Annotated in this window: 11 protein-coding genes and 2 pseudogenes; 6 read left to right on the top strand and 7 right to left on the bottom strand. The window is 44.0% G+C overall.

What is annotated here, in order from left to right:
- Nucleotides 1-3: 3 nt before the first annotated feature.
- The 4 genes and pseudogenes from VTAP4600_RS25140 to hutW all read right to left on the bottom strand — a co-directional run bounded on the left by VTAP4600_RS25140 (nucleotide 4) and on the right by hutW (nucleotide 4,732).
- Nucleotides 4-2,135: pseudogene (locus tag VTAP4600_RS25140) on the bottom strand (TonB-dependent hemoglobin/transferrin/lactoferrin family receptor).
- 130 nt (nucleotides 2,136-2,265) lie between these two features.
- On the bottom strand, nucleotides 2,266-2,793 hold the full coding sequence (gene hutZ, locus VTAP4600_RS25145; RefSeq protein ID WP_102525403.1) for a heme utilization protein HutZ: 528 nt from the start codon (nucleotides 2,791-2,793) through the stop codon (nucleotides 2,266-2,268).
- Entirely contained in the window at nucleotides 2,793-3,308 is a 516-nt protein-coding gene (gene hutX, locus VTAP4600_RS25150) for a heme utilization cystosolic carrier protein HutX (protein ID WP_102525404.1), read from the bottom strand. Before hutX ends, hutZ begins: the two co-directional genes overlap by 1 nt.
- A gap of 10 nt (nucleotides 3,309-3,318) precedes the next feature.
- Nucleotides 3,319-4,732 (bottom strand): annotated as a pseudogene (gene hutW, locus VTAP4600_RS25155) (heme anaerobic degradation radical SAM methyltransferase ChuW/HutW).
- Nucleotides 4,733-4,877: 145 nt separating this feature from the next.
- On the opposite strand from hutW, the gene VTAP4600_RS25160 reads away from it, so the two are divergent.
- Genes VTAP4600_RS25160 through VTAP4600_RS25185 form a run of 6 tightly spaced genes read left to right on the top strand, consistent with a single transcriptional unit; the run spans nucleotide 4,878 to nucleotide 9,599 of the window.
- Nucleotides 4,878-5,726: an energy transducer TonB gene (locus tag VTAP4600_RS25160; protein WP_231897960.1), complete on the top strand. Its 849-nt coding sequence runs from the start codon at nucleotides 4,878-4,880 to the stop codon at nucleotides 5,724-5,726.
- Between the two features lie 2 nt (nucleotides 5,727-5,728).
- Nucleotides 5,729-6,430, top strand: a complete 702-nt coding sequence (locus tag VTAP4600_RS25165; protein WP_102525405.1) for a MotA/TolQ/ExbB proton channel family protein — start codon at nucleotides 5,729-5,731, stop codon at nucleotides 6,428-6,430.
- The gene (locus tag VTAP4600_RS25170) at nucleotides 6,427-6,843 is read left to right on the top strand and encodes an ExbD/TolR family protein (RefSeq protein ID WP_102525406.1); all 417 of its coding nucleotides are present in this window, start codon (nucleotides 6,427-6,429) and stop codon (nucleotides 6,841-6,843) included. The genes VTAP4600_RS25165 and VTAP4600_RS25170 overlap by 4 nt, the downstream gene beginning before the upstream one ends.
- Before the next feature lies 1 nt (nucleotide 6,844).
- Complete coding sequence (locus VTAP4600_RS25175; RefSeq protein ID WP_102525407.1) at nucleotides 6,845-7,708, top strand: heme/hemin ABC transporter substrate-binding protein; 864 nt, start codon at nucleotides 6,845-6,847, stop codon at nucleotides 7,706-7,708.
- Between the two features lie 11 nt (nucleotides 7,709-7,719).
- Entirely contained in the window at nucleotides 7,720-8,772 is a 1,053-nt protein-coding gene (locus tag VTAP4600_RS25180) for a FecCD family ABC transporter permease (protein WP_102525408.1), read from the top strand.
- Nucleotides 8,772-9,599 (top strand): heme ABC transporter ATP-binding protein, encoded by an 828-nt coding sequence (locus tag VTAP4600_RS25185; protein WP_102525409.1) that lies wholly within the window; start codon nucleotides 8,772-8,774, stop codon nucleotides 9,597-9,599. Before VTAP4600_RS25180 ends, VTAP4600_RS25185 begins: the two co-directional genes overlap by 1 nt.
- A gap of 27 nt (nucleotides 9,600-9,626) precedes the next feature.
- Here the strand turns inward: VTAP4600_RS25185 and manA are convergent, their stop codons facing one another.
- The 3 genes from manA to VTAP4600_RS25200 all read right to left on the bottom strand — a co-directional run bounded on the left by manA (nucleotide 9,627) and on the right by VTAP4600_RS25200 (nucleotide 13,667).
- Nucleotides 9,627-10,820, bottom strand: a complete 1,194-nt coding sequence (gene manA / locus VTAP4600_RS25190) for a mannose-6-phosphate isomerase, class I (RefSeq protein WP_102525410.1) — start codon at nucleotides 10,818-10,820, stop codon at nucleotides 9,627-9,629.
- A 245-nt stretch (nucleotides 10,821-11,065) separates the two neighbouring features.
- Nucleotides 11,066-12,799: an RluA family pseudouridine synthase gene (locus VTAP4600_RS25195; RefSeq protein WP_102525546.1), complete on the bottom strand. Its 1,734-nt coding sequence runs from the start codon at nucleotides 12,797-12,799 to the stop codon at nucleotides 11,066-11,068.
- 106 nt (nucleotides 12,800-12,905) lie between these two features.
- Entirely contained in the window at nucleotides 12,906-13,667 is a 762-nt protein-coding gene (locus VTAP4600_RS25200) for an adenosylcobinamide-GDP ribazoletransferase (RefSeq protein ID WP_102525411.1), read from the bottom strand.
- Nucleotides 13,668-13,673 lie beyond the last annotated feature (6 nt).

The raw sequence follows: 13,673 nt of genomic DNA on the forward strand, positions 1-13,673 counted from the left end.
TGATTAGAAATCGTATTTTGCTGATATTCCGAAGTTTCTGCCCGCTTGTGTGTAGAATTTGTCTTCTTCTTGTCTCCCACGAACATCACTCCAATTGTAGTATTCTGCATCCGTTAAGTTGAAGATACCGGCACGCAATGTCAGATCTTTCATAGGGATGTAATAGGCCGTTAAATCGACCACCGTCGAGCTACCCGGAGCAAACACGGGTTGATCTTGGCCTGCACGGTTCTTGGTTGGCGTTATGTCTTCCTGCTTTTTGCCCGCAGTGTAAGACACCTTCAAAGATGAGCCCCATAGCGTTGATGGTGCGTCATAATTCAACCCTACCACTGCATTCCATGGATTAACACTGTTCAATGGATTACCTTCGTGATCTTTACCTTCAGTGTAGGCGGCAGAGAGTAAAGTCGTCATGCCTTTGGGAGCACCCACCAATTCGTGCCAATTCAAGGTATTGGTGAGCTCGGCACCTTTGATCGTCGCTTGATCGATGTTTACGTATTGGTTTTGCTGAATTCGACCACGGTATCCCACGTCCTTCATTTCAATGAAATCATCGTATTGACTATAAAATACGGCAAATTCCGTTGATGATGCGCTTACGTCATGGCGCCAGCCTAGCTCATAGGATAGGCTCTTTTCTGCTTTCAGGTTCGGGTTTGGAATACTTTCATAGCCATGTGCCGGATTACCAAACGAATAGAACAGTTCTTGGAAGTCTGGCGCTCGGAATCCTTGACTCACTTGAGCGAAAACTTTATTGCTGTCATTTACGCTATAAAGCGCACCAAGTCGACCAGTAAAAGCTGAGTCTTGGTAGTCTTTATACAAGGATTTATCGACCGTACTGCCTTCTGGAAAATTATTCCCTGGTTTGGTTTCAAATGAGTCGTACGAATACCAGGGGTTAAGATCAATTTTCCAATGGTGATTTCATCTTGTACAAATAAACCATAACGACGTTCACTTGCCTCTGGCATATAAAACACTTGTGTGTCCGGCTTGAGCGAGTTGAACTCATCGTTAACATTTTCAATGTCTTTATCACTGAACGACGCGCCATACACGACGAAATGTTCAGAATTGCCAAAGGTGAAGAATTTGTCTAGCTGAATATCACCTTGGAACCCTTTGTCATTGTAGATGTAATCTTTAGTTTGAACGTTGCCTGCGGGTGTACCACGGCTTGCCTTTAGGTACGTTCGATTGGTCACACCATTTGTTTTTTTAGACATATAGTCCAACTGCCACTCAACTTTATCAGCATACGCAGCCTTTGTGTTCCAAATGTGCTTAATCCCAACTCGAGTACGATCACTTGTATCTTTACCCGTGTAGTTTTTATAGTCGCTGTCATTGAAAACGGTGTCTGTCTTGCCTTTCACCATTTCGCCAGTAAATTCGATGCGGTGTTCTTGGTTTAACTGATATTGAAGTTTTACCAGCAAGTTATCTGCTTTAGTTTCTTGCTCTCTATCATTACCGAAGTTATTCAATTCCTCAGCATTTTTATGAGTATATGCCACTAAAGTTTCTAAATCCTCGAAACGGTTCGCCAATGCAACGGATTGAGAAAACGTCTTGTCTGCAGAAGAATAGTTAAGTTTGGCGTGACCACCAATGTCTTTACCACCCTTAAGAAAATCACTTGGATCTTTCGTTTCAAAAGCGACAATACCACCAATCGCATCACTGCCTTGCAATGAAGATGCCGCGCCCTTTACCACTTCAACGGACTTAATCATATCGATATCGAGATCTACACGACCGGAGTTAATAAAGGATTAGTTGTTTTTGAATTGATTTGGTTGGGAAACACCGTCAATTAAGATCTTCACGCGGTTGCCTTCCATACCGCGAATATTGATGCTCTGCACCCCTTGGCGTGAATCCGTCTGGACATCAACACCCGGCGTATAATCAAACAAGTCGGATACGCTGTTCGTCATATTCTCTTCAATCGCTTGATCAGAAATGACTTTGACAGAAGCTGACGTATCTTGGATGGTTTGGTTTGTTCGAGTAGCCGAGACGACCACTTCATCAAGTGAATACACTTGATCGTCAGCAACAACATTATTTGAAGCTAGAATTGCGGTAATCACCACCGCTAAAGGTTTTTTGATAAACATAATCTATTCCATTTAAAATATTTTGAGCGCAGCAATCCTTCAGCCAATTCATAAGATTGGCTGATTTTATTAGAATGGGATTGAGCTAAAGTTTGATTAAATTAAATCATAAGGTACGTGCTCTATACCGTTATGCTGGATTGGGTTCTTTTCTATGCCCTTCATCTAGATGAACAAAACTAAGTAAGTCATCACCTGACACGTCAAACGCCTGTCCAAATCCTTTTACATAACGCCCTTTTTCCGGTGTAAGTTGATACAAATTGAAATCTGCTAACGAGCTTAAACTTTCCACAATATCGCCAAACCTTGCTTTTAAACACGCAATGGCTGCAATACCGGTTTCTGATTGTTTGTCGATGCATTCAGCTTGAGTGTCAAAACCTAAACGACGTCTAGCGTAAATGGTTTTCGCCGCCGATTCGTCTTCGATCATCATGATAGAAACTGATTTAGCCGTTTTCAGGTTCTGGCCATGCTGAGCAATGTCACTGACTAAAATAAAGTACCCTTGCTCGTTATGAGCAAATGGCGCATAACTTACATGTGGTATGGCACCGTTGAGTGTTGCCAACTGTAGCGTTTGACATCCATCTCTGAATTCTTGAATTTCTGGACCGATACGATTTTGAAGTCTTTCTAATTTCACGCTGCTCATTACGCCAATTTTCCTTTTAATTCTTTAAATGCGATCACTTGTTCAGGTAAAAGAACTCGTGCTTTGTCTCTGCCTACATACACTTTAAATACACAGTGACCTTGGGCATCGAAAAACCCAATATAATAACTTTCCATGCCTCTAAAAGGTTTACTAACAAATGCAACGTGTTCTATGACGTCGATAAGTAGGTGACCATGCAAGCCTTCTTTGCCCATAATATTATAGTAACCATGGGACACCTTCCCCTTTGGGAACGGGTTTTTGAACTCAAAAATTGAGCCAAATGAATGAACAATTGTCGTCACTGGCCCCCACTCGGGTAACAATGACAAAATGGATTCCGTGTGAATACCCGCGATTACGGATACTTGATCCGAGGGCAAAGCAAACGTTACTTCGCCTTCTGTCAAGTTAAGCTGCTCGGCGAGTGTAGATACTGGAATCCCTGTGTCTTTTTCTAGCGCGCTGCTTACTAAAACTTTCACGTCATCGTACGAAGTTTGCGAAAACATCTTTTCTCCTTTAAGCCAAAACGGCTTTTATTTTATTGTTATTCGGTGACTGATTTTTGGATGTCGAGCTTTTATCCGGTTCTGTTGTCATCGCCCCACTTTGAATCACCTGAATCAAGTTCTGTGCAAGTGTTGTTGCCCAAAACTCACCCGCTAATGTTAGCTCTACATAATCGTCACTGAGCTTAGTTAAGCCATTATTTTGCCAAGCAACAAACAACGGCAGTAGCATTTCAAACATGCCAAAACCTGCACACATATTCAGTGTTTTTTTGGTTATTACCCCGCGATCCATCGCAGACTTAACAAAACTTGTAATAGCGCGATCTGGCGCACTACGCATGACGAAAATGCTGTTGCTGAATGGCTTCTATGTACTTGTCCATGTCTCGATGCTGCATCATATTAAGCCCTGCCACATTACCACCAGCCCCCGCGCCTATTGGCAGCACTTCGGCGGTTGTTTTAGCAAGGCTGTTGTAGATACTGCGTTCACGGTTAGTCGACGCCCAGTGGTTCACACTTAAACGTCTTTGGTGGTGCTTGGCCATGAACTCCACCCCCATCTTAAACATAGAAGCTTTTGTTGGTGTATCGGCTGGGTAGGGTAACTTTCCTTGTGCAACGGCCCTTTCCATCGGCAGCCCTTTCATCTCGATCAGTTGATAAAGGTCAACGCCATCAACACCTACTTCCAAATAGGTTTCTAGATCGGCTTGCCAGTTGTCTAGATTTTGGTAAGGCAATCCATACAGCAAGTCGATTACGATTGGTGCCGCGTTATACGACATCATGCGCTGCAACGCTTCTATGACGTGATCTCCGTCATCTAAACGTTTTGCACTTCGCCTTACTAAGTTGTCAAAACTCTGAACACCAAATGAAAAACGATTAAAGCCACCTTCTAGTGCCGACTCAAACTTATCCTCTCCGAAACGATTTACCCGTCCTTCGAGGGTGATTTCGCAGTCTGATGTAAGTGGAAAGTGTGCTCGAATCGCCTTGCCTAGTTGCTCTAACTGCAGTGCCGACAAATCTGTTGGAGTTCCGCCACCTACGTATACCGCTTGAAATGGCTGAGCTTGAGTCCATGCCATAGACGCCTTCCAACGAATTTCCATCATTAAAGCGTCAAAATACGATGCCATTAGTTGCTTTGAAGACGCGTATTGAAAAAAGTTGCAATACGTACACCTTACTCGACAAAACGGTATGTGAATGTAGAGGCAACGTGAAGCTACCGTGACTGACGAGGACGAATTACCTGCTAGTACATCCGTTAAACTCTGCTGCACTAAAGGCGGTGGCACCATGTCCAACTTCCCCCCTGCGTGAGCCGAGCGTTTTCGGCTAAATGCAAAGCGCAGAGGGTCTGGTGTTGAAAGTCCTACGATATCCGTATTTTTAGTATCGATCTCAAACATAGCTGTCTAATAATTCACGAATTGGATTTGGGTAACTGAGCTGCATAGTACATATTTGACTTGATAATATAAATAATAATTGATCTCATTCGCAATTAGTGGATAATTATACAATACGCTATTACTTATCGTTATTGAGGTCAAAATGGAGTTGAAAAGGTATTTGGTTTTTGCGGGGATTTCACTCATTATTCATGGTGTTGCATTCTCTGCGAATTATAAGCCAATGACTATTGCGCCTATCTCTGAGAACGTTGGTAGCTCGGTAAGTATTCAGTTAATACAGCGCTCATCCACTCAACCGAATCAGCAATCCGTTTCGGAAGCTAAACCCTTTTCCAAGACACAACCGGAACCAGCGCGTAACCCAAAACCAGAAAAAGCGACAGGCTATGCAAAAGATACGAAACGAAACACGATAACTAAACCGAGAAAGCAACTAAAGACGCTCAAGCCAACTGAGCCAATTAATAAAGAATTAGTCACAAACAAAGCAGCGACCAAGAAGGTTCCACGTAATACCAGGAAAGCTAAAACTGCGAAGGATAACGTAAAAACTGTTGAGACGAACAAAGCCGACACAGTCCAAGTTAAAAAACAAGCCGTAACCTTTCCAGAGAAGGTCGATAAACCAATAGTTGATCAAGTGTTATCAAAAACTTCGGCTCAAGAGGATACAGCCCAGCCGCAACAACAAGTACCTCCGTCGGCACCAAAAATGGTCAAGAAACCAAGCTTTAGTGCTAAGCCGACACCCATTAACTATCCACGTAACGCTAAACGCCGAAATATAGAGGGTTTGGTGTTGGTTGAAATATGGATTGATGAACAAGGAAAACAAACCAAGCAAATAGTCGTCGACTCATCAGGTTATCCAATGCTAGATCAAGCCGCTCTAAACGCCATCACACAATGGCAATTTAAGAGCTACCGCGACAAAGGTCAGCTCATTGCACACAGGGTTCAAGTCCCTATTTCATTCGAGTTAAATTAATCATGCAAATTCTCCAATCTATCCAGTCTCAACTTGGGCTGATGACTTGGCCTCTGGCGGTCATGTCTTTTATTACATTAATGATCTTATTAGAGCGAACACTATTTCTAGCCTTTAATACTCGAACCAAGAGTAAAAACCTATTGGTTCAGCTTCGCACGCTTGACCTAACAGATTCACAAAAGACAGAGGCACTAATCGAACAACTAAACGAAGCAAAGGTCACCGTATTTCAAGGTGCTGGAATGTTGTTGTCTCATCGACGTTTTGAAAAAACACTACGAGAAGAAACCGTTTCTATTTGGCTACAGAGAAAACGCCAAACCTATACCTCTGGCCTTCGCATCCTTTCGATTATTGGCATGATTTCGCCGTTAGTCGGGTTGCTTGGCACTGTGATCGGTCTTATTGAAATGTTCAAAAGCCTTGCGACGACGTCTGGCTCAATTGAGCCGTCTCAACTCGCTGACGGGCTCGGTTTAGCTATGTCTACTACAGCAGCAGGCCTCCTCATTGCGCTGCCTGCTATTATGGGGGCTCAGTTGTTTCATATGTGGGCCGATAATACACTCGCCAAGATAGAGCACGCGCTTAACCACTGTAATTTGTTTATCGAAGGGATAACAGCCGATTTAAATTCTTCAAAGACGCAACATAAACAAGCGACACAAGATGATTCAACAAGTTGGAAACAACCAGCATGATCCGTTCGAGTACTCAATCATCCGCTTCCGACTTCAAACCAGACCTAACCCCTCTGCTTGATATCATATTTATCGTCATGGTTTTTTTGTTATTAACAGCAAACATCAATATAAAGACCATGCAGTTAGACATACCAACGACTGACCAAACTCAAGTTTTATCCGAACCTGTTAGTCAGGTTATTGCAATCAACATTCTTGAAAAGTCACCCCATTGGGCGATCGACCAAACCAGCTATAAAACGTGGGCCGATTTTTCTGCCGCCCTCGTTGAAGCTAAAAACCAGTTCCCTAAAAGAGAAGTCATTATTGGGTCTGACAAGTCAGTTCCTGTAGAAAAAATGCTTCAATTACTCGCATTTATGCAACAAAACAAAATCGATGCTACGAGCATCATGATGGAAGAAAAATAATATGAAGAACACATTCAATCCCCTTTCAAAAGCCTCATTAGTGCTCGCAACCTTGGCGCTGACTTCAGTATCAATTTCTGTTAACGCACAAGAGCGTATCATCAGTGCTGGAGCCAACATTACCGAGCTGTTTTTCGCACTTGAGGCACAAGATCAACTGGTGGCCGTGGATGTAACAAGTAAAAGTTACGTGGCTGGAACAGCAATCACTCAGGTCGGCTACCATCGTCAACTCTCCGCCGAAGGGCTCATGGCACTCAACCCTACTCGCTTAATTGGCTCAGATGAAATGGGGCCAGATACCACATTAGATTTATTGGCAGCAAGTGAAGTTGAGGTTATGACGATGCCAGCTGGTAACTCTATTGAAGCGCTAAACCAACGAATTGATATCATTGCTGGCATCGTAGACAAACCAAGCCAAGCAGAAAAGATCAAACAAAAAGTCGTACAAGATATCGCTAACCTAAAAAACAGCCCATTAAGCGTGAAACCAAAAGTCATGTTTTTGATGATTAATGAAGATAGGCCTGCCACGGCCGCTGGTTCAAATACGCCTATTGATAAAATAATTTCGTTATCTGGTGCCGTTAACCCTGCAGCAAAAGAGATGGAGTCTTATAAGCCGCTATCTTATGAAGCTATCATCAATATGCAGCCAGACTACATTTTAGTCAGTGACCGTGCATGGCACAAATTTGGCGGTGCGGATCAAATACTGCAAAAACTACCACTCCTTGCGGCTACGCCAGCGGGAACAAACGGTGGGATTGTATCCGTTCCTAGCCGTGCGTTAGTCGGGGGGTTCGGTCTACAAAGTCTCGAGTTGGCTAAAACGCTCAACACCCAATTTGCATCTCATTAGTATCGATGACCATGACTGTATTACCTATCAATCATGTAAAAACCAAGAGCCTGATCTTCATTGCATTGATAGCGCTATACGCCGCTATCATCAGCTCTGTAGCATTAGGGCCGATGGATATTACTTTGAGCCAAAGCATTAATGCGCTATTGCCTGATGGGCTAAGAAGCCATGATATTCCGAACCACATCGCGTTGGTTATTCAGCAAATTCGTTTGCCACGGACATTATTGGCCATTGCTGTTGGTGCTATTTTGGCAATATGCGGAACCGTCATGCAAGGCCTATTCAGGAATCCTCTTGCTGACCCCGGTATCATCGGCGTAAGTGCTGGTGCCTCACTGGGTGCGGCCATCGCGATTGTGTTATTTGGGTCATTAGCTGAAAGCTATCCCAATATTTTGCTATTTGGAACGGTTCCGATCTTCTCATTCTTGGGAGGGGCGATTACAACAGTATTAGTTTACAAATTAGGGACAGGATCCAATGGAACTTCAGTCACCATGATGCTGCTGGCTGGTGTTGCTATCGGTGCCCTTGCCGGCGCAGGCCTTGGCCTAATGAATTACTTCGCAGATGATCAAGCTCTGCGTGATTTGTCTTTATGGACGATGGGCTCATTAGCTGGAGCAAATTGGGGAGGCTTAGGGTTAGCCTTTGCCACTCTGATCATTTTAGTTTCTTTGTTTTATCGATACGCCGAATCACTAAATGCTCTATTACTCGGGGAATCTGAAGCGAAGCATCTCGGTATCGAAGTGCAAAGCTTGAAGCGGAAGTTAATTCTACTGACTGCGGCGGGCGTTGGCGTAACGGTTGCGCTAGCAGGAATGATCGGCTTTATTGGGCTTATTGTACCGCATGTGGGCCGAATGCTGATTGGTCCTAATCATAAATCTCTATTACCCATTTCCATGATGATCGGCGCCCTACTTCTTCTCGTCGCCGATATGATTGCACGCACAGCCGTCGCCCCACTCGACATGCCGGTAGGCATCGTGACAGCACTGCTTGGGGCACCTTTTTTCATGTGGCTTCTAATTAAACAAAAAGGTCGTTTGTAATGAGCCGAGTCGCAACCCACCCCACCGAACTAAAATCGTCGGTCATTCATTTAAAGAATTTAAGCTTATCATTTGGTAAACGCACCATTTTAAAAGGCATCAATGCCGATTTCAAAGCTGGTGAGTTAACGATATTACTAGGCCCTAACGGAACGGGAAAAAGCTCGTTATTAAAGCTAATAACCCAAGAGTACCCGAGCAGTGGTGAAATCCACTTTTTTGGCGACCACGTTAAAAGCTGGAAATCGAAATCGCTAGCAAAGCACTTAGGCGTTCTTCCGCAGACAAGTAGCCTTACGTTCAATTTTTCAGTTAAAGAAGTGGTAGAGCTAGGGGGCATTCCACTTGAAGGTTCCACGGAAAGTATTCAAGCTATTGCCAGACAGAATATGACCGACACCGATGTTTATCATTTAGCCGAGCGATCTTACCCGAGCCTTTCTGGAGGGGAAAAACAACGAGTTCATTTTGCGAGAGTTTTGACACAGCTTGCGCAAAGTAACGGTAAAAAAATACTGCTGTTAGATGAGCCAACCTCTGCCTTAGATCTTTCGCATCAGCATCAGACTTTACGCCTTGCTACGCGCCTAGTTAGCGAAGGTGCAGCGGTGATCATTGTCATGCATGACCTTAACCTCGCCGCGCAGTACGCCGACAGAATCATGATATTAAATGAGGGAACCATCGTGGCCGACGGTTCACCATGGGAGGTCCTGACGCAAGAGAACATCGAAGCCATCTATAACTGGAAGGTTCAGATCATTCCTCACCCAACGGACCAATATCCACTGGTGATTAACACGTCTTCTTCGTGCAATCACCAATAAGATCCCTCTCAAGATAACAAACCAAGGTTAATTGAATGCTCTCGCTAGCGTTCCGTTGCCTTGGTATTGGTACACTTTTGCATCATGACATATAAACGCCGATTCCCCTGCCTCCAATTTAAGCGATTGGTCTCCCGATTCAAGCAACACGCTGCCTTTAATGCAAAATACGATTTCCGCACCTCTAACATATTGAGAAACGATGCTGTCGGTTGATTCAATCACCTCAAAACCAAAATCGTCAACAGGAATTGGAAAGCCAATTTTATTGTCCATTTTATAAGCATCTAACTTGATGTCTTGTTCTAAAACGCTTTCAAAGGTTGTATTCGCCATTAATTCATCTACATCCATGAATTTAGGCGTTAAGCCAGCGCGAAGTACGTTATCTGAATTCGCCATGATTTCAAGGCCCGTGCCTTCAACGTAGGCATGAGGTGTTTCAGCATGTAAGAACATTGCCTCGCCTGGAGCCAGTTCAACAACGTTTAATAGTAATGGCGAAAACAGACCAATGTCGTCGGGGTAATCTTGGTAAAATTCACTCACCAGTTGGAACGCACTTCTTGCCATCATCGTGGTCGGTGTTACTAATACAGCCTGTTTTAATTCTGATAGCGCCGCTTGTTTCTTTTCTCCTGATAACGTCATTACGTCAGAGAAAAACTGCCCAAGCCCAATCGCATTTGGCGTGCATTTCAAGCTGGCAAGCTCATCCTCAAGAGAGCGGATATTTGCTGCCTCAAACAAAGCAATAATATGCTCTATTTCCCTGAAACCATTCATCGCCTTATAAAACGTTAATGCATAAACTAATTCAGGTTTATGATTCGCGTCTTTGTAATTGCGGTTCGGTGCATCCAGAGCAATGCCTTGTTCGTTTTCTTTGGCAAATCCTACCTGAGCTTTTTCACGACTAGGATGAACTTGTACCGAAAGAGGCTTAGCCGCCGACAGTACTTTAAACAAGTAAGGCAGTTCACCGTAACGCTGTGTTGTGTATTCACCAAGTATGGCAGTTGGATTGCTCTGAATAAGCTCTGACAGCAACTGACCGGTTTTCGCTACCTTAGAGCAGCCATTTGGGTGAGCACCCATCCAAATTTCGGCTTGTGGTTCGTTGGTTGGGTTTTCAATACCAAACAGATCGCCAATGGCACTTTTACTTCCCCAAATGTAGTTTTGAATCACGTTATCAAGTTTGAAAATGGTATCGTTCATTAACGTTTCTCTTTCAATTTTCTTTGAATGCAAGCTTATTAAAATGGTAAATTTTGACCGAGTTTCAATGTGGCGCGATATTTCTAGCGGTGTGAGTGAGATTTTTTAATATTGCTCTTTCCCGCTCTTGTGAAGCGATGAATCCGATAACAGGTTAGCCCCTTCACAAGCGACATCAAATTTACCCTTTGTGCATTGATAGTGCAAATGAGTTAAATCAATTGAATACAAGTTAGATAACTGAATTAAAACTCTGCAGGCACTTCAAACTCCACCACTTCGTTAGTGATGGGGTGGGTAAACTTTAAGTAACCTGCGTGTAAGTGCAACCTGCTGTCTTTAAAACCGTATAGGTCGTCTCCTACAATCGGAATATTTAACCCAGCTTGGTGAGCACAATGAACTCGTAACTGATGAGTTCGACCGGTTTTAGGGTACAAATAGACTTTGGTACGGTTGTTACTCACTTCTCGCACTTGATATTTCGTTGCTGATTTTTGGCCCAGTTGCTGACAAACCATTTGCCTTGGCCTGTCTTCCATATCACCACGGATGGGCAATGTAATTTCTCCGCTCAACGCCTTACCGTCGGTCTCGGCAATCACCCCTTCCAAAAGTGCCGTATAGCGCTTCTCTACCGTCCGCTGAATAAATTGCCTCTGGACGTGCTTATTGGTTTCTGCGGTAAGCGTTAAGACTAACAACCCGGACGTAGACATGTCTAAACGGTGAACAATCAACGGACCGGTTGCGTTTGGATAAAGAGCCCGAATGCGAGCATGGACAGAATCACTGATGTATTTGCCTGACACAGAAAGGAACTCTGCAGGTTTATTCACAACCACCAGCACATCGTCTTCATAGACGATCTCTAACGCCTTATCAAAAGACGGCGTTTGCTCTAACGGGCTTTCGTCCATTCTTATGCCGTCTAACATATGTTCTAGAATTTCGAAGCATTTACTTTGGCATACTGGGTATAAGTTTTCGTGTTGACGAATTGAGTCATAAGGCGCACAACCCCACCAAAATTCACCTAAGGCCACCGGCTTATAATGATGAGTAAATGCAGCCTGCAACAGCTTAGGCAAATTCTGCTCACTAGAGTGTGGGATCGCTTCACCGTGCTCAAACAGCTCGTGAAGACTTTTAAGTTCGCCTGCTTGATTCAAAAACTGGCACGCTTTATTTAATGCCGTGTCCATGTCAGTAACCAGATGATTACAAGCCTCTTGCTGTTGTTGTATTTGAGAGTGGCTAAGAGTTACCCTTGCGCTCAATTCCGTTAAGGATATCTGCCATTGCTGCTTAAGCGCTTTGAGTTTTCTTTTCTCTCGGCTGCTTTCATCGCCAAGCGTTTTAATCAGCAAATCCAACTCGTCTTGTGAGAGTGATAAACCCAACCGAGATTCAGCTTCCTTTCTTAGTTGCTTGCGTCGCTTCTTTCCTTCCGACATTGACTGCGCAAGCTCTTTTAATTCTTGTTCAGATTGACTTGTTTTTGTTGTCAATTCATCGATACGTGAACTAATGTCCAGCGACCGTTGCAATTCAACCAGTTGCGCTCTCGCCTCGTCTAGTTCCCGTTGAATAGGAGCAAGTTCTGCGTGATGTACCTCGATGTCGAAAACTGCATTCACAAAGTTATCTGACGTAGTCAGCCACTCGGGCGTATCCGACTCTTTGCCCGCATACGATGATAAATACCCTAATTGCCCCTGTTCATTCTCTACTACGAGAACGGCAAACATATTGCCTGACTCAAGAGGTTTATCTTCCGTTTCTTTCCAATCATGCCGATTTTGCAGCAACGTTAAATGCGCTTGCAATTGCTTCATGGCGGCAGTAGCAAGAGGATGTGGAGTGTAGTAATACGGGAAGGTAAATAATTCAGGCAAAGCGTGCTGTTTTACATCCGCTATAAAAGGGGTAAAACAAGACGCAGGCACGTTGAAGGTTGAGCTGTTATTCGGTGTCATTTGGGACTCTAGCATATATTAACATCGGCACTATGCTCCCTTTAGATAAGGTAATCAACCTCGATTCAAGAGTGCCCTCAGTGATGGGTTATAAATGATTAAAAACTCACGAGAGCAACAATAGCACGAGATAACAGATAACTTCCGACATCTGCTGAACGGCACCCAGTGCATCACCAGTGTAGCCGCCAACTTGTTTCACCATCCAACGACTAAACCATAGACGAGCAATAAACAAAACAGACACAAGAATTAAGGCCGATTTCATTGGCAGCGCAATCAGCACCACCAACGTAGCGATGACGATTAACGTGATGGCATCAGATTTGCTGTTGGCGCTTTTAGCTATCTGCAACTTAGATTGTTCGACCTGACGAACATAGCCGTGCGTATGCACGAAGCTGACTGATAGAGTCCGACTTAACACGTGTGCGACGATCAGCGCGATAGGAACTTGTGTTAAAGAAACCAACGTGGTGTATTTGAGCAGAATTAGCATGACCATACCCAATAATGCGTAGGCACCAATTCGCGAGTCTTTCATTATTGCCAGTTTACGCTCAGCGGTAAAACCGCCACCGAATCCATCACATGTGTCGGCAAATCCATCCTCATGAAAAGCCCCAGTGGCATAAATGCTGAATGACATAGATAACACAACGGCGACGTCTACCGGCCAGATCAGTTGGCACACAAAATACACCAAGGCCGTCAGCGAGCCGATGAGCAGACCAACCAAGCCACAGTATTTATATGATTCGTTCTTGCGCTCTTCACTGTATGGCACTGAAGCAGAAATCGGGATCCGTGTGAATATCGCGACAGACAATAGAAAAACCTGCCACTCTCTTGTTAGTTTATCAATCATTGCTCT

The organism is Vibrio tapetis subsp. tapetis (genome assembly GCF_900233005.1).
GTDB lineage: Bacteria > Pseudomonadota > Gammaproteobacteria > Enterobacterales > Vibrionaceae > Vibrio > Vibrio tapetis.

Excerpts from the sequence above, each read along its gene's own strand:
- hutZ (WP_102525403.1), bottom strand. The coding sequence starts at position 2,793 with ATGAGCAGCGTGAAATTAGAAAGACTTCAAAATCGTATCGGTCCAGAA.
- hutX (WP_102525404.1), bottom strand. The coding sequence starts at position 3,308 with ATGTTTTCGCAAACTTCGTACGATGACGTGAAAGTTTTAGTAAGCAGC.
- VTAP4600_RS25160 (WP_231897960.1), top strand. The coding sequence starts at position 4,878 with ATGGAGTTGAAAAGGTATTTGGTTTTTGCGGGGATTTCACTCATTATT.
- VTAP4600_RS25165 (WP_102525405.1), top strand. The coding sequence starts at position 5,729 with ATGCAAATTCTCCAATCTATCCAGTCTCAACTTGGGCTGATGACTTGG.
- VTAP4600_RS25170 (WP_102525406.1), top strand. The coding sequence starts at position 6,427 with ATGATCCGTTCGAGTACTCAATCATCCGCTTCCGACTTCAAACCAGAC.
- VTAP4600_RS25175 (WP_102525407.1), top strand. The coding sequence starts at position 6,845 with ATGAAGAACACATTCAATCCCCTTTCAAAAGCCTCATTAGTGCTCGCA.
- VTAP4600_RS25180 (WP_102525408.1), top strand. The coding sequence starts at position 7,720 with ATGACTGTATTACCTATCAATCATGTAAAAACCAAGAGCCTGATCTTC.
- VTAP4600_RS25185 (WP_102525409.1), top strand. The coding sequence starts at position 8,772 with ATGAGCCGAGTCGCAACCCACCCCACCGAACTAAAATCGTCGGTCATT.
- manA (WP_102525410.1), bottom strand. The coding sequence starts at position 10,820 with ATGAACGATACCATTTTCAAACTTGATAACGTGATTCAAAACTACATT.
- VTAP4600_RS25195 (WP_102525546.1), bottom strand. The coding sequence starts at position 12,799 with ATGACACCGAATAACAGCTCAACCTTCAACGTGCCTGCGTCTTGTTTT.
- VTAP4600_RS25200 (WP_102525411.1), bottom strand. The coding sequence starts at position 13,667 with ATGATTGATAAACTAACAAGAGAGTGGCAGGTTTTTCTATTGTCTGTC.